This window comes from Steroidobacter cummioxidans, from assembly GCF_003104955.1.
In genome coordinates this window covers 20,268-36,191 of sequence record NZ_LSRW01000021.1, presented here as the reverse complement: position 1 = coordinate 36,191, position 15,924 = coordinate 20,268, and the positions used below count along the sequence as shown (strand labels likewise).

General features: G+C 61.6%; 10 protein-coding genes and 1 pseudogene. 2 read left to right on the top strand and 9 right to left on the bottom strand.

Features of this window, described 5'->3' with window-relative positions; translation table 11 throughout:
* Nucleotides 1-16 precede the first annotated feature (16 nt).
* The 6 genes and pseudogenes from D0550_RS12870 to D0550_RS12845 all read right to left on the bottom strand — a co-directional run.
* Nucleotides 17-988 carry an N-acetylglucosamine kinase gene (locus D0550_RS12870; protein WP_174842492.1) on the bottom strand — a complete coding sequence of 324 codons (972 nt, stop codon included), beginning with the start codon at nucleotides 986-988 and terminating at the stop codon, nucleotides 17-19.
* Entirely contained in the window at nucleotides 972-2,153 is a 1,182-nt protein-coding gene (locus D0550_RS12865) for an SIS domain-containing protein (RefSeq protein ID WP_116809600.1), read from the bottom strand. Before D0550_RS12865 ends, D0550_RS12870 begins: the two co-directional genes overlap by 17 nt.
* A 6-nt stretch (nucleotides 2,154-2,159) precedes the next feature.
* The gene (locus D0550_RS12860; protein ID WP_116809599.1) at nucleotides 2,160-3,446 is read right to left on the bottom strand and encodes a D-tagatose-bisphosphate aldolase, class II, non-catalytic subunit; all 1,287 of its coding nucleotides are present in this window, start codon (nucleotides 3,444-3,446) and stop codon (nucleotides 2,160-2,162) included.
* Entirely contained in the window at nucleotides 3,443-4,321 is an 879-nt protein-coding gene (locus tag D0550_RS12855; protein WP_116809598.1) for an EamA family transporter, read from the bottom strand. Before D0550_RS12855 ends, D0550_RS12860 begins: the two co-directional genes overlap by 4 nt.
* Entirely contained in the window at nucleotides 4,318-5,643 is a 1,326-nt protein-coding gene (locus D0550_RS12850) for a glycoside hydrolase family 27 protein (protein ID WP_153067141.1), read from the bottom strand. The genes D0550_RS12855 and D0550_RS12850 overlap by 4 nt, the downstream gene beginning before the upstream one ends.
* Nucleotides 5,644-5,655: 12 nt before the next feature.
* Nucleotides 5,656-8,322: pseudogene (locus D0550_RS12845) on the bottom strand (TonB-dependent receptor); the annotation flags it as partial.
* A gap of 307 nt (nucleotides 8,323-8,629) precedes the next feature.
* On the opposite strand from D0550_RS12845, the gene D0550_RS12840 reads away from it, so the two are divergent.
* Nucleotides 8,630-9,424, top strand: a complete 795-nt coding sequence (locus D0550_RS12840; RefSeq protein WP_116809595.1) for a DeoR/GlpR family DNA-binding transcription regulator — start codon at nucleotides 8,630-8,632, stop codon at nucleotides 9,422-9,424.
* 2 nt (nucleotides 9,425-9,426) lie between these two features.
* On the opposite strand, the gene D0550_RS12835 is transcribed toward D0550_RS12840, so the two are convergent.
* The 3 genes from D0550_RS12835 to D0550_RS12825 form a co-directional block, all read right to left on the bottom strand.
* On the bottom strand, nucleotides 9,427-9,921 hold the full coding sequence (locus D0550_RS12835; protein ID WP_116809594.1) for a DUF4112 domain-containing protein: 495 nt from the start codon (nucleotides 9,919-9,921) through the stop codon (nucleotides 9,427-9,429).
* A gap of 75 nt (nucleotides 9,922-9,996) precedes the next feature.
* The gene (locus tag D0550_RS12830; RefSeq protein WP_241520798.1) at nucleotides 9,997-11,103 is read right to left on the bottom strand and encodes a PilT/PilU family type 4a pilus ATPase; all 1,107 of its coding nucleotides are present in this window, start codon (nucleotides 11,101-11,103) and stop codon (nucleotides 9,997-9,999) included.
* Nucleotides 11,104-11,333: 230 nt separating this feature from the next.
* Nucleotides 11,334-12,092: a SapC family protein gene (locus D0550_RS12825; protein ID WP_161965802.1), complete on the bottom strand. Its 759-nt coding sequence runs from the start codon at nucleotides 12,090-12,092 to the stop codon at nucleotides 11,334-11,336.
* A gap of 605 nt (nucleotides 12,093-12,697) precedes the next feature.
* On the opposite strand from D0550_RS12825, the gene D0550_RS12820 reads away from it, so the two are divergent.
* Nucleotides 12,698-15,859, top strand: a complete 3,162-nt coding sequence (locus D0550_RS12820; protein ID WP_414717290.1) for a TonB-dependent receptor — start codon at nucleotides 12,698-12,700, stop codon at nucleotides 15,857-15,859.
* Nucleotides 15,860-15,924 lie beyond the last annotated feature (65 nt).

Sequence of the window (15,924 nt, the reverse complement as noted above, 5' to 3'; positions counted from 1 at the left end):
CAACGGCGAACTGATGCTACGCCGTGCACTGTTGCCTCAGTGTTTGCTTGGCTGATTCATCGAGCGGCTGCGCTGCGAGCTGCGCCGCATACAGCGCGGCGCCAACGTCAGGTGTGTACACCGGCGCACGGTACTCAAATCCCTGGTTCACCGACTCGAGCGCCGAGCGGAAAGCGTCGCGTGAGAACATCGCGCCATTGAACACGCCGCCACTGTGCGATACAGGCACGACGTCGCCCACCGGCACAGCCAACGACCGGCGCACGGCCGCCACGCACTCGACCAATTCCTTCGCCGCCCGATCGAAGATTGCCAGCGCCTGCGCATCGCCCGCTTGAGCAGCTTCATGCACGAGCACGGCCAACTGAGCAAACACGCTACGCACGCTGCCCGACTCGCCATAGATGCGTGCACACAGATCCAAGTCGATCGCAATGCCGAACCGAGCACGCACGAGCTCGTACAACGGCCCGCGCGTGGTTCGACCATCGCTCATGCGAGAGAACAGATTCAATCCCTCGCGTGCAATCCAATAGGCCGAGCCCTCATCGCCGATCAGCTCGCCCCACCCGCCCGCTCGCGCCTTGCGTCCGGCGTACTCGCCATATGCGATGGAGCCTGTGCCCGCAATGACACTGATGCCATCTTCGCAAGCCAAAGAGCCTGCCCAGCTGCAGATCGTGTCGTTGCCACAGCGATAGCGGCTCACATCGAGTAGCGACGCAGGCATCGCGTCCATCGTTGCAGTCGTCGCGCTATCTTCGCCGTAAGCGGGCAAGCCAACGAACGCGAAGGTGACATCGCCCGGCGTGCAAGCGGCCTGCGCCAGGGTCGTACCGATGCCATCGATCAGCAATTCCGTGGCTCGCGCAAATCCTTCGGCCAGATGACTGACGCTCGGACCAACATGCCGCGCGCGGATGCGACCGCCCGCCTCGATCAGCGCGTATGCCGTTTTGGTGCCGCCGCCATCAACGCCGAGAAACATGCTCTCTATGCTCTGACCAAGGATGAATCGTCACTCCCTGCACGACCCGATTGACCACGCCCGCCGCATTCGGACGATCCGGTGTCAGCCCGAGCGCCAACGATTGCAACAGCGCGTAGCTCTGCGCGACCAGGATGTGCGCAAAGGCCAGCTCGAAATCGCTGTTTTCGCGCAGGCCGTCGTAAACCACGTTGTCTCCTTCCGGCAAGCCATCCTGCCTCGCGCTGAGCGCGAGCACAGCGCCGGCGCGTGCCTCCCGCCGCAGCTCGGCGAGCAGGTCCAGATCGTAAGCACGCGTGTACGCATCATTCGCGACCATCACGACCACCAACGTCTTGTCGTTGATCACCGTCTTCGGACCATGGCGGAAACCCAGCGTCGACTCCGCCAACGCGACGACCTTGCCGTCGGTCAGCTCCAGCAGCTTGAGCGCCGCCTCCGAAGCCAACCATCGCAGCTCATTGCTACCAAGATACACAACCCGCTGAAATTCGCGCCTCACCAGGCGCTGCGCAGCCGCCGACGCCTGTTGTAACACCTTGGTGGCGGCATTTGCCACCGACGTCACGCTCTGCGGCCGCAAGACACCGAAAGCCAATGCAGCCGTCAGCAACATCGATGTAAAGCTCGAGGTCATGGCAAAGCTGCGATCGTTGGTGGCCTCCGGCAGCACGATCAAATGAGCGCTGCGTAGGCCACTCACCCGTTTCGCGAGCTCGCCTTCGGCGTTGCAGGTGATGATTAGATGATGGATGTCGGTCACCGCGCGTTCAGCGAAATCGACGGCGGCAACACTCTCCGGGCTGTTACCGGAACGCGCAAAAGAGACCAGCAGCGTCGGCACGTCACTGTGCAGGCGCAACTGCGGACCGCTGACGAGATCGGTCGTGGCGATCGACTCGACGCGACGCTGCAACCGAACCGACAACGCCGGCACGAGACAATCGCCGATGAACGACGATGTACCCGCGCCGCTCAGCACCACACGCAATGAAGACTGGGTCAGTAACGGCTGCAGGAATCGATCGAGCTGAGCGCGCTGCTCAGACACGAGCCGCTCAACTTGCGGCCAGACGGACGGTTGCTGCGCGATCTCGCGAGCCGTCCATTCGGCGCCACGGGCTTGCAGCTCTGCCTGCCCCACGCCCGGAAAATCAGTCGCCATTGACTATTACTCCTGAGAATCCGGCACACCGCACGCGCGCATATAGGGACGCAGCGCCAGTGCGATGCCTTCGTTGAGCAGCGCGTCGACCTCGGCCGGCAGTCGGCCGGCACGCACTGCCTCGTATTGATGAGGTAAGAACTGACTCAGCAGCGTGAGCGGCAACGTGACGCCTCTGAGTCGCATCAGCAGCGACTCAGAGGCCTGCTTCACCCGAGGATGCGGCCAGTAGTAACGAATGCGATCGCTGAGACTGAATTGCAGGTCGAGCGTCTGTCGCTCGGCGTCGTGGTAATAGCTGCGCCAATGGCGAGGATCGTTGCGCATGACTTCGAGTGCCGTCGCACGCAAGTCTTCCTGAGTGGCGCCGCCTGGCAACTCGTGTGCGATGGCGGCCAGGCCCCAAAGCGTTTCGCGAAGCGCATAGGTAGCGCCCGGCCCCACCTTGAGGATCGCGAAGTGATCGCGCACCAGCGCCTCGAGATTCGGCGCCGTCTGATAATCGGTGGAATGCGCCTCGAAAATGAACTGCCGATCGCCGGCAATGAAGGCGCTCAGGGCCTGCGCTTTGTTGGGTCGATAGTCGATCACCTTGTGATGATCGAATTCGACGCCGGGCTGGACCACCAAAGCGATGACCCGCGACCAGGCTGCATCCAGGCCAAGGTCGGCAAATGCCGCCTGGTGAGCCCGGATGGTCGCGCCAGCCGCATCGGGGCTGGTGACTGCCAACTCCCCGAGAGATTCAGTTGCACCGCCCGGTACCGGCACTTCGGTGCCAATCACATACACCGGCGGCTCGCCGCCCGCCTCGTGCCAGGTGTTCTCGGCGACCGCACAAAGCCGCGCCGCCCGCCGGGCGATGATGGCTTCGGGCAAGGGCTCGGGATCGCCGCCGCACGCCATGGAACAATCGAGATGAATCTTCCGAAAGCCCGCCGCGACGTATTGCCGAATCATTTCGGCAGATTTCACCAAGGCCACGTCCGCCGGCTCATGCCGCCAGGCATTGGGGCCGAGATGATCGCCACCCAGCCACAGCATTGCTTCGCGGAAGCCAACTTGCTTCGCGATATCGAGCACGAAGCCCCGGAAGTCGACCGGCGTCATGCCGGTATAGCCGCCGAATTGATTGACCTGATTCGACGTGGCCTCGACCAGCAACGGCGCGTTGCAAGCGCTCGCCTCTCGCATCGCGCTCTCAATGACGCGTGGATGCGCCGAGCACAAAGAGTAAACCCCCGCATGCTCTCCTCGCTTATGCCGCGCCACGATGTCGAGCAACGTTCTCATCGCTGCGCCGACTCCTCGGGCTGCACGGCCAACAGCAACGCCGCAGTGAGCGCCAGCGCGATCCCCGCCACCTTGTAGGGGCCCGGCATCGCACCCGCGAGTACCAGCGACAGCAGCGCCGTCAACAACGGCGCGCCGGCATTCACCAGCGGCGAAACGATGATGGCCTTGCCGAAGCGGAACGCATACACGAGCGTGAGAGCACCAATGGCATTCAACAGTTGAATGCCCGCCGCCAGGCCCGGACCATCGAAGGAGTAGTTGATCGGTTGCGAGAAATCCGTCATGGCGAGCGCCACGGGGCTGAGCAGCAAACCACTCAACATCATGTAGAAGAAGATGCTCGCCGCGTCCATGCTCGCATTGGCCAGCCTGATCACGTATGCCTGCACGCCCCACGCCGCCAGCACCGCGAGCGCCATTGCAAACCAACTGCCGTATGCAGCCACCTCGCCATCGGCACGATAGTCAAACAAGGGAAGCGACAACAGCGCGAGCACGATTCCTACCAAACCGAGCAAGCCCGTGCGCTCGCGCAGCAGCGCGAATGACAAGGCGATCGTGAGCGCCGGCGATAACGAGATGATGGGAAAGATGAGATACGGCGGTCCGATCCGCACCGCGTGGAATAACACCAGCTGCCCGCCCGCTCCGAGCAGGCCAATGGCCAGGCCCAATGTCACCGAACGGCGATCACGCAGTAACGGCTGACCGCTGCGACTCAAAACCACCAGCGCCGGGGGAATCATCGTCAGCGACCAGACGACGTAGTTCAGTGTCTCGGGAACGCCGTTGGCGCTCGGCAGTCCGGCCAATGCACCCCACACTCCCCACAGGAGCAGCGTGGTCAACGCATAGAGCAGCCAGGGTTTCATTGCGCCGACTCTTGCTCGGCTGCGTCGCTGACGGAGCGACCATTCGCGCTGGTTGCCAGCTGACGAATGCGAAACACGCGCGCTTCGTGACTCTGCACCTCGGTCGTAAACGGAATGTCGTACGTGCCGAGGTCGCGGTGCGCCCAAAGATCGCGGATGCTGTAGCGATCCATCGGCACTTGCAGGTCCGCCCGCGGACTGAAAGTCATCGTTGCAGTCGCGGCGCCTCGATTGAGCAGCAAGACGGCGTGACTGCCATCGGCAAGCTCTTTGGCGAACACTTCGAGATCGCCGTCGTCGCGCACCTTGTGGGCGATGTTGCCGGCGGAATCTTGATTGAGCGCGATGATCTCCTGGTTCGTCAGCGTCGCCAGCGAATACTGATCGAGCTTGCGCACGTCCGCGCCCACCAGCATCGGCGAGGACACCATCGCCCACAGGCTGAAGTGAGTGCGGTACTCGATGTTGGACGCACCCGTGCCGACCAGCTGCTTGCTCTTGCCGTCGAGCCCGACGATGAGCATGTCGTAATCGTTCCAGTGGCCCGGGCCTGCGTACTTCTCCAGACCGACGCCGCGATCCAGCTGATCGAGCACGTCGAAGTAATATTGCTCACGGTTGCCGGGATAGTTGAAGTCATCGGAGATGTCCTGCCCGATGCGCCAATGATTGATGCCGAGCGCCGCCGCCCATTCCCAGATATCGCCCCAGCCACAATGACAGGCATGCAGCACGATGCCGCGCTGCTGCGACATCAATGCATTCGACATGCTCCGGAAGATTTTTTGCAGCTCTTCCTTGGGCGCGTCCCGGTGTGAACAGCAGCTGTCGTACTTCAGATGATCGACGCCCCAGCTGGCGAACATCCTGGCGTCTTCGGCTTCGTGCCCTTCACTGCCCGTGTAGCCGGCGCACGTGGTCTGCCCCGGCCCGGAGTAGATACCGAGCTTCATGCCGCGTTGATGGGCATAGTCCGCCAGATAGCTGATGCCGCGTGGGAACTTCTTCGGATCGTATTCGAGCGGATGATCGCGACGCGCACCCTTGTAGCGCTGCCAGCCGTCATCCAGGTTGACGAACACGTAGCCGGCGTCGCGCATTCCGTTGCCAATCATGGCATCGATGGTCTCGATGACGATCTGCTCGTCGATGTCATCGCCGAAGTTGTTCCAGCTGCTCCAGCCTATCGGCGGCGTTTGCGCCAGACCGTTGCTACGAGGTGCCGGCTGCGACGCTGGCGAAGCCGTGGCAAACACTAGCGTTAGGATCGCGAGCATCCAGGTCAGGTCGACGCTACGGCGTGGTTGTTTTTGCTTGACCACAAACACTCCCCGTCAGAATTTCGCGCTAGCGCCCAACAGATACGAGCGTCCCCAGGTCTCGAAGCCAGCCAGCATGTCGCGGCGGCCGAGATAGGCGACGTAATATTCGTCGAGCAGGTTGCGGCCTTCCAGAGAAACGCTCAATCCATCGGTGATCTTGTAGGCCACCGACGCCGTCACCCAGGTGATGGGCTCGACCTGTTGCGAGCGGTCGGCGACCGAATCGCTGACTTCGGTGTACTTGCCGCTGTAATCGGCCGCGAGCTGCACGTCCCAGCGCTCGTTCTCGAACATCAGCGCGAGGGAATATGCCGATTCGGAAACATTCTCGAGCGGACCGACGTGCACGCCACCGACATAGGCCTTGGTATCGGTGTACGTGTAGTTGGCGCGCATGCCGAAGCCGTTGTCGAAGAAGTGCTGCAGCCCCAGCTCGACGCCCAGCACCTTGGCTTTGTCGCCGTTGATCGGACGGCTCACGTCGTACAGCACCGGCGCCTCGCCGGCACCGCCGATGTTGCCGACGACGCCGATGTCGACGTTCTCTTGCAGCTCGGTAGTGATGAAGTTCGTGATGTGCTTCCAGAACACAGCCCCGCTCAGCACCGACTTGCCGGCGAAGTACCACTCCGCCGACAGGTCTGCTTGATCGGCCTCGACTGGCTGCAGATCCGCATTGCCGTCATAGATCACGAGATAAGTGCGATCGAGCGTGTTGTCGATCCGCGTGGGCGCAAGCTGATTGAGCGAGGGACGCGCCATCACCTTCGCGGCGCCCACACGCAACAGCAGATCGTTGCGCAGCCAGTAACCTACATTGAACGCTGGCAGGAACTTGTCATAGCTGCCCTTCTGCGTCAGCGGCTCGGCGGGACTGTAGGTGACAGTGGGGCTGGAGGTGGGGATCTGGGGCGTCGGATCGTCGACGAACTCGATGCTGTCGACGGCGGTCCTGGCTGTCGTATCCGTCGACACCCATCGCACGCCGGCGCTCGCGAACCACTTGTCACCGCGAAAGTTCGCGTTCAGATATAGCGCGGTGGTCTCTTCGTCCACGTCATAGGACTGCACCGGATTGAATTCCGGTGCCGTCAATGACGAATCGAACACGGCACCGGTGGGATCACCGTGCTCATCGAGGATGGGCTGGCCATCGAGCGCGCGCAGCGCATTCAGATACGAGCTGGCCTCGATCGATACAAAACGGCGCGGATAACTGCCGCCGGCGTTGCGCATGAAATTTGGCAAGGACACGGGCCGCACGACATGCGCCCCGAGACTTTCGAAGGTCGTGTCGTACATGTTGCAGTACTGGCACGAGCCGCCGTTGGTGTCGTTCTCGATGGTCTTGCGTACTTTGTTACGGTCGGTGCTGGCGACGCCGAACTGCAAGGTCTGCAGCGCGCCGAACTCGAGCTTCAGTTCGCCGGCAATGGAAAGGCCTGTCACTTCATCGGTCAGGTCCGTCCCCGACAGACCGATGTAATGCAGACCGTAGTCGGCATCGCCCAGCGCCCCGCTCTGCAGTGCCGTCGCAAGATCGCGTCCATCTTCCAACGTCACACTGATGTTCGGCAGGCCGCCATTGCGCATAGCCACCCGGCCGGTGTGATGCCCGCCGATGCCGGACACCATCCACGTATTCTTGCCGCCCGAGTCGCGCTCAGCCTTGGAACGATACGCATCGAACGTAAATTTGAGGTTGTCCGTGCTCTGCCAGACCGCGTTCCAGCCGAACTGCGTGGTGTCGACGACGCGATGCTCGGTGATCGTGGAAACCTCCGGCACCAGCTGGTCGATGCTCATGCCGGTGACCCAGTGATCGCGAATGCTCACATCGCTCCAGCGATGCAGGCCCGTCTCTTCATCGAGGATGGAGTCCTCGACGTAGTACGACTGGTGGTAACCGACGGTCGGTGCATCCAGTCGAGTGAACATGCCGTCCACGGTCATCTGAAGTGAGCTATTGACCTGCCATTGCCACACGGCCGTGACGCCGGAGCGCTTTCGTTGCTGGATGCGTGTGCCAAAGCTGGTACAGCACAGGCCGAGCAGCTCACTCTCGGCGTCTGAAATCTCGCCGTCACCATTGGCATCGAACTCGCCGGGCGAATCCGGCGTGATATAGAACTCGTGCACGGCGTCCGAGCGCACCTTGGTGTCTTGATAGACCGCCGTGAGCAGCACGCCCATGCGGTCCTCAGCAAAGGTATCGCTGAACACGCCGCTGACTTTGTAACCTGAGTTCTCGGACAGGTCGTTGTAATCGCCTTTGACCGATAGCGACGTGCGCAACCCGGGCCGATCGAGCGGTCGGGCCGAAGTCAGATTGACCGCACCGCCAATGCTGCCTTCGAGGTTGACGGCGTTGGCGGACTTGAACACGTCCGCGCCCGCGATGATTTCCGAGGGCAATACATCGAACGCGAACTCACGGCCGTCGCTTTCGGTCGCAAGGATGCGATTGTTCAATGTGACGATGCTGAACTCGGGACCGAGCCCTCGCACGTTGACGTACTGTCCTTCGCCGCCGCGGGTACGTTGCAAGGTTATGCCGGTGATGTGAGACAGCGAGTCGCCAACGTTATCGTCGGGAAAGCGCCCCAGGTCTTCGGCGACGATCGAGTCCTGCACGACCAGCGCTGCACGTTTACGGTCCAGCGATTCGACGAGCGCCGCGCGCGTGCCGGTTCACCANCAACCACAATTTCTTCGAGCTGATCCGAGGAGGATCCCTGACGGGTTTCCTGGGCCAGCGCCGCAGCGCCGAGCGTGACGCCGAGCAGAGCGAGAGAGACGGCTTTATATGTGTGAGACATGGGCTCCACCGCATGTTTCTTTGGCCAGGCGCTGCCATCCTATGCGACGGATTTCGAAAGCACAAGAAACTTTCGTTTACTTTCGTTTTTAATTTGACCGCAAGAATTAATGGGTTATGCTTTCGTTAACGACTGAAACGAAAGCCATTTACCCATCTCACGCAACCATGACCAAACCCAAGAAAGGCGCCGGCGCGCTGTCGATGGAAGAGCGTCGCCGACGCATTCGCTCGCTCATCGAGACGAACACTCAAGGCACGGTCGCCGAGCTCGCGGACAGCTTTGGCGTCTCAGCCGTGACCATTCGTACGGACCTGACGGCGCTCGAACAGATGGGCGTCGTGGTTCGCACGCATGGCGGTGCCCTGCCCCGCGGCGACAGCGATGAACTGCCGATCGACGTCAAACAAACATTGCATCGCGCGGAGAAAGTGAGGATCGCCGCGGCCGCGGCCGAGCTGATCCGGGATGGCGAGACCGTCATTCTGGACTCGGGCACGACCACTGCTGAGATCGCGAAACAGATCCGCACCTTGAAGCTCGCGTCGATCAACGTCATCACCAACGCATTGAATATCGCGGTGCTGCTGGCGAACTCCTCGCACGTGAACGTGATCATTCCCGGCGGCGTACTGCGCCAGAAGTCATTCTCCCTGTCCGGCCCGCAGGCCGAGCAGGCACTGAGCACGCTGCATGCCGACCTGCTGTTTCTTGGCGTCGACAGCCTGGATCCGCAGATCGGACTGATGACTCCGTACGTGCTGGAAGCTCAGTTGAATGCGCAGATGATCCGTATTTCGCAGCGCGTCGTCGCGGTCACGGACTCATCCAAACTGCTGCGGCGAAATCTTTCGGTGATCGCCCCGGTAGATCAAATGGATATTCTGATCACCGACAGCGGCGCGGACGCGGCATGCATCGAAGCCATCCGCGCGCAAGGAGTGGACGTTCGGCTGGTCTGAACCTAGAACAGCTGCACGATGCCGTAAATCACCAGCACCGGGATGGCGATCAAGAGCAGCACCATCAAGGTCAGCAATAGAAAGAATCCCGCGACGAACCAGCGACTGCCTCGCTGGCTGCCGGCGGGGTCGAGCTGATAGCGGGCGAGCAGCGCGATATTGCGAGTGTTGGCTTTGTAAGCGGCGTCGAAAACATCGCCGGCAAACGGAATGGCGCCGAGGATGGTATCGATCATCACATTGCTCATCATCCGCAGCAGCACGCTACGGGGCGCGCCCATGCCACGGGCTTCATTGATGATGTAAGCCGAGATCAATGCGCCGATGGCATCGCCCAGTCCGGGCACCAGGCCGATGATGGGATCCAGGCCTATGCGATAGCCGCCGGGCAGCGGAATGGAGTTGTCCATCAGCCAGGCAAGCGCGCGCAATCGCTTGGTGCGCTCAGCGCTGTCGGCTTCCCTGGCGGTGATCAACGTACCGGTGACTGTCTTCATTGGTGTGGAACGCGCACCGGAAAAGCGGGTTCCGAGCGGCGCTGGCGTCCACCATACACCAGTGATACGAAGCGGTTAAGCCGCCGCGGCGTCGTCCTTTTTCTCGGGCTCGCTTGGCGCCAGCGACAACGTCTCGGCCGTCTGCGGGCGGCCATTGAGCTTGATGTTCAAACGCAGCTCGTTGGCCGAGTCCGCGTTGCGGATGGCTTCGTCGAACGAAATCACGCCTTCGTTGTACAGCTCGAACAGCGACGCATCGAAAGTACGCATGCCCAGTTCCTGAGACTTGGACATGATGGCCTTGATCTCGTGGAATTCGCCCTTGAGCAACTTGTCCGCGATGATCGGCGTGTTCAGCAGGATCTCGACGGCGGCCCGACGACCCTTGCCATCGGCGGTACGTACCAGACGTTGCGAGATGATGGCGCGCAGGTTGCTGGAGAGATCCATCAGCAACTGCTTGCGGCGATCCTCTGAGAAGAAATTGATGATGCGATCGAGTGTCTGGTTGGCGCTGTTGGAATGCAGCGTGCCCAGACACAGGTGGCCGGTTTCCGCGAACGTGATCGCATGCTCCATCGTTTCGGTATCGCGGATCTCGCCGATCAGAATCACGTCCGGCGCCTGACGCAGCGTGTTCTTCAGCGCGTTGTGCCAGGAGTGCGTGTCGATGCCCACCTCACGGTGGGTGATCAGCGACTGCTTGGACTGATGCACGAACTCCACTGGATCTTCCACCGTGACGATGTGACCCGGTGAGGTGCGATTGCGATGATCGATCATCGCCGCCAGCGAGGTGGATTTGCCGGAACCGGTCGCGCCCACGACCAGCACCAGACCGCGCTTGGTCATGATGATGTCCTTGAGCGTCTCGGGCAGACCGAGCTTGGCCAGATCGGGAATGTCGTTGGCGATGGTTCGAATCACCATGCCGACGTTCTGCTGCTGCACGAACACGTTCACACGGAAGCGCGCCACGCCCGGCAGGGAGATGGCGAAGTTGCATTCCAGGTCGCGGGCGAACTCTTCGCGCTGCTTCTCGTTCATCAGCGAGTGCGCCAGCGCACGCGTCACCTCGCCGGTGAGCTTCTGGTTCGTCATGGGCTTCATCGAGCCCTGCAGCTTCATCGAGGGCGGGAAGTCCTTGGAGACGAACAGATCCGAGCCACCCGCCTGGCTCATGGCCGTCAATAGCTTGACGATATACGACTTGGCTTGGTCTTCCGTCAGCGCACCCATGGCCTACCCGCTTGCAGCTGTCGCAAAGCCCCGGATGCTAGCCAAGCCGCCCGTCTTTGCCTGCGACGCTCGTCGCAAGCCCGGACCTGACGTTGGGACACGCCTACATAAACTTGAGGATCATTCTGCGCGGCCGGGTCCTCGACCGCGCAGAGCTTGCGGTGAACCGCAGATCAGGCAGGCTGAGCGCCCGTACGCGTACGCGTCAGATGGCCGAGCAATCCCCAGTTCTGCAATGACTGCAGATGGAAATGCAGCAGCGGCAACCAGCCCTTCTTGTGCAACTCGAGCACCTGCGCATCTTCCAGCGCGCGGGCGCGCTCCGTGTTCAGCAGCTTGAAACCACGCAGGGTGAACGTCTGACCGCCACCGATATCGGCGCGAGCCGTGCGGTCTTCCAGCATGTTGTTCTGGTCGAGCCATTCGCCGAAGCTGCGCGTATCCATGTAATGCGCCTGGAAAGTCTCGTTGAACTGCAGCGCACGCTGCAGGCCCTCGGTCGGCTTGCCATCGACGAACAGCGGCTGCGCCGAGGTCGCCTCGAAATTGGCAGCGGCCTCATCGATGCACAACACCAGGCGCTGCTGCTCGGGGACTTCGGAGAAAATGAACGGATAACGGCGCACGTAAGCCGGAATGTAGCTGTCGTCGCGCCACACGCCTTCGGCGTTGACGAACAGATTCTCGTTGTCGCGCAGACCGACCACCGCGAACGGCACGGTCGGGGCGTTGATCGAAAACACGATTGGATAGGTGCGCGCCGCATGCGGCATCTCGCTGGCAGTCAGCGGGATGGCATTGGTGTTGGCAGCAAAGCGAAAGTCAGCCCCCGACTTCAACCCAGCCTGCCCGTGGCGAGCCGGCTCCAATGGCACGGGGTTCTTATAAAACATCGGCAAAGGCGCGGCGGGCGCGGCAGCAGCGTCAGTCATGATCATTCCGTATCGGTAAAAAGGCGGCGCATTCTGTACCGCCAGTGGACGCGCGGCAACGCTAAATTAACCACGGCTGCGTCGTCGTTCCGGCCACGACCGCGAACTGTGCCCCAGGTCATACCTCCAGCAAATCCCGAGACTTGCGATTCGAGCCCCGAGAACTGTCAAACCACGGCTGGAAGTCGCCATGACCACCGCTCGCCAACAATGTTGCAATAAGTGTTGCAAACCGCCGGCGACTGGATCATCGTATTGGCCAAGAATGATAGCGGTATCACCAGGGGATACACGTGTCGTACAGGGCGGAACGACAACACGAGCACCGCGAATTGACAGCGATGTCACGCTTCACCGCCGCTGACCGCTGCGCCCCGTCTGCAGGGCCATTCATCCGTATCGATCTTTCCATGCCGGCTGACTCGTACAGCCAGCGTGTAACTGCGCGTCACTTTCTCCTGCTGCCACACAGCCATTGAGCAGAGGCATGAGCGCACGAGCATTCAACGGCGATGGTAGCGGTATCTGCGCCCTCGCCCACACCGATGGAGCCACTTTCAGTCAGTGAATTGATCGACGTTCGTTAATCAGGGGGACTCGATATGATGAGAAATAACACGCTCGCGGTAGCCATAGCCGCGGCGCTGGCTTCGGTTGCGCCTCTACAAGCCGCGAGCGCCCAGCAGGCTGCCGCGCAAAATGCCACTTCGCCCGCTCAGTCCGAGCTCGAGGAAGTGGTCGTCACCGGCATGAGAGCCAGCCTGGAAACCGCGATGGATATGAAGCGCGAGGCGATCGGCGTCATCGATGCCATCAGCGCTGAGGACATCGGCAAGTTTCCGGACAGCAACCTGTCCGAATCATTGCAACGTATCACCGGCATCTCCATCGACCGTCGCAACGGCGAAGGCGCACTAGTGACGGCACGCGGCTTCGGCGCCCAATTCAACATGGTGACGTTGAATGGCCGCACCATGCCGGCAGCCGATGCGTTTGCCGGCGGCAACTCAGGTGACGGCGGCATCGCCGGCCAGTCGCGCGCTTTCAACTTCTCGAATCTGGCGAGCGAAAGCATCAGTGCCATCGAGGTGTACAAGACCGGCCGCGCCGACCAGGCCACCGGCGGTATCGGCGCCACGCTGAACGTCCGCACCGCGCGGCCGTTCGACAACGCCGAGCCGGTGATGAACGTCGGCATCAAGGCGGTGACCGACACTACCAATCGCACCGGCGATGACATCACCCCGGAAGTCTCCGGCATCTTCAGCTTCGCCAATGACGACAAGACCTGGGGCGTCGGCCTGTCCGCAAGCTATCAGAAGCGCGACAGCGGCTCCTCCAGCTCCACCATCAACGATTGGAACATCCGGCGTTGGACGCCCGGCGACCAGACGACGAATTTCGCTCCGAACGCGGTCATCCTCAATGCGCCGGCGGAAGGCTCGCTGTACGCGATTCCGAACGACATCCGCTATCACTTCTCCGATCGCGAACGCGAGCGCACCAACGCGCAGCTGACCGTGCAGTTCGCCCCGACCGACACCCTCACGCTCACCGCCGACTACACGTACGCGGAGAACAACCTGACCGAGGATCGCGGCGACCAGACGCTCTGGATGAACGCGAACCGCTATAGCCTGGTCGATTTCGACACGGGCCACGCGGTCGCGACCCCGTTGCTGCTGCAGGAAGACGAAGGCACTTCGAAGGACTTCGGCTTCGAGCAGCAGCATCGCGAGCAGAGGAACGAGTTGAAGTCGATCGGCTTCAACGCCGCGTGGAACGTCACCGACAACTTCTCGTTGTCCCTGGACCTGCATGACTCGAAGGCCGAGAGCTTGCCGGACGATCCGATCACCGGCGGCGGCGAAACGCTCTTCAGCTTCGCGGCCCGCGTGCCGAGCACCTGCGCCGCCGAGCCCAACCAGAATCTCTGCACCAATCGCTTCGTGCAAACGTTCCGGTTCAACAATGGCCTGCCGATCGCGCAGCGCACGCTCTTTCGAGATCCGACGACAGCCGCACCGACGGACGGCAGCGGCGATCCGAACTACGCGTTCACGACCGCCGACCTGGGCAGCCAGTACCTGCGTATCAACTATCAGGAACAGACCAGCGATATCACGCAGGCGCGCCTGGATGGCAACCTCAAGTTCGATAACGACAGCCGCGTGCAATTCGGCATCGAGACCCGCGCGATGGAGTCTCGCCAGCGTGCTTCTAACGCGCAAATGACATTGGGCGATTGGGGCGTGGCGCGCCCGGGCGAACTGCCGCCCAATCTGCTGCAGGCTTTCAGCCTGGTCGGTCAGTTCAACGACTTCGCCACCGGGGGCGCGCCGCGTTCCGGCTGGAAGGGCAACGCCAATGCACTGGCGCAGTGGGCCGTCCAGAACCCGAACTACGGCGTGTGGCGTGACGCGACTCAGACCAACGGCGTGCTCGAGTACAACCCGGCCTTCAATCAGGACCACACCATTTCCGAAGACAGCAACGCCGCGTACGTTCAGTACGGCATGCGCTTCGATCTGTTCAACCGGCGCTCCAACCTGTTGGTGGGCGTGCGCTACGAGCAGACCGACGTGGAATCGGTGTCCAACCAGCTCCAGCCGCGCGGCCTGATCTGGCAAGACAACAACGACTTCTCCGTGTGGCAGGGTGTCACCATGGTGACACTCAAGGAAAAGAACGATTACGACTATTTCCTGCCGAACCTGGACTTCGACATCGAGGTGGTGGACAACGTCAAAGCGCGCTTCTCGTACAGCAAGACCATCGCCCGCGCGCAATACAACCAGCTGCGCGCCGCGATCGAGCTGGTCGGTTCACAAGGCTCGACGCTCAATGGCATGCGCCCGACGGCGAACGAAGCGAACCCGCAGCTGCAGCCGCTGGAATCCGATAACATCGACCTGTCGGTCGAATGGTACTTCGCCGATGCGAGCTACCTGTCGGCCGGCTTCTTCCACAAGAAGGTGGCGAACTTCATCGGTCAGGAAGTGACTACGCGAGGTCTGTTCGGCATCACCGATCAAACCGGTGGTCAACGCGCCCTGGCGGCGCGTGAGGAACTGCGAAGTCGAGGCTTCGGCACGGACGACACCAATCTGTTCGTGATGATGGCGATGATGGAGCATCCCGACGAGACGTTCACCGATTCCAAAGGCGTGACCTGGACCGGCGGCGCCGCGAACTTCAACGGCACCGAAGCACAGCATCTGGCCTTTGCCACTCAGTACGACCTGTACCCGAATGCCTCGGATCCGGAGTATCAGTTCAACGTCACCAGCCCGGTCAACAACAAGGATGCCAACATCTACGGCTGGGAGTTCGGCGGACAGCACTTCTTCGGCCGCAGCGGCTTCGGCATTCAGGCGAACTACACCATCGTCAAGGGTGACGTGAGCTTCAACGACGCCGGCGATCCGAACGTCAACCAGTTCGCCCTGCTCGGCCTGAGCGACTCGGCCAACCTGATCCTGATGTACGAGAACTACGGCTTCCAGGTGCGCCTGGCCTACAACTGGCGCGATGAGTTCCTGCAAAACACCAACCGCGGCAACTTCCGCAATCCGGAGTACGTCGAGGAGTACTACCAGATCGACCTGAGCATCGGCTACGAGGTCAACCAGCACCTCACGGTGTCCTTCGAGGGCCTGAACCTGACCGAGCAAGACGTGCGCTGGCACGGCCGCTCCGTCAATCAACCCTGGTATCTGGAAGACCAGGGAGCGCGTTACGCACTGGGCGCGCGTTACAAGTTCTAAGCCGATCGGGCGGCCGGATACGACAGATGTATCCGGCCGCCTCGCGCTCGTGGCAGGATGCCTGG

What these genes read in the sequence shown, in the direction of transcription:
- D0550_RS12820 (WP_414717290.1), top strand. Translation starts at nt 12,698, where the DNA reads ATGAGAAATAACACGCTCGCGGTAGCCATAGCCGCGGCGCTGGCTTCG.
- D0550_RS12865 (WP_116809600.1), bottom strand. Translation starts at nt 2,153, where the DNA reads ATGGCGACTGATTTTCCGGGCGTGGGGCAGGCAGAGCTGCAAGCCCGT.
- D0550_RS12870 (WP_174842492.1), bottom strand. Translation starts at nt 988, where the DNA reads ATGTTTCTCGGCGTTGATGGCGGCGGCACCAAAACGGCATACGCGCTG.
- D0550_RS12855 (WP_116809598.1), bottom strand. Translation starts at nt 4,321, where the DNA reads ATGAAACCCTGGCTGCTCTATGCGTTGACCACGCTGCTCCTGTGGGGA.
- D0550_RS12835 (WP_116809594.1), bottom strand. Translation starts at nt 9,921, where the DNA reads ATGAAGACAGTCACCGGTACGTTGATCACCGCCAGGGAAGCCGACAGC.
- D0550_RS12840 (WP_116809595.1), top strand. Translation starts at nt 8,630, where the DNA reads ATGACCAAACCCAAGAAAGGCGCCGGCGCGCTGTCGATGGAAGAGCGT.
- D0550_RS12830 (WP_241520798.1), bottom strand. Translation starts at nt 11,103, where the DNA reads ATGAGCCAGGCGGGTGGCTCGGATCTGTTCGTCTCCAAGGACTTCCCG.
- D0550_RS12825 (WP_161965802.1), bottom strand. Translation starts at nt 12,092, where the DNA reads ATGACTGACGCTGCTGCCGCGCCCGCCGCGCCTTTGCCGATGTTTTAT.
- D0550_RS12860 (WP_116809599.1), bottom strand. Translation starts at nt 3,446, where the DNA reads ATGAGAACGTTGCTCGACATCGTGGCGCGGCATAAGCGAGGAGAGCAT.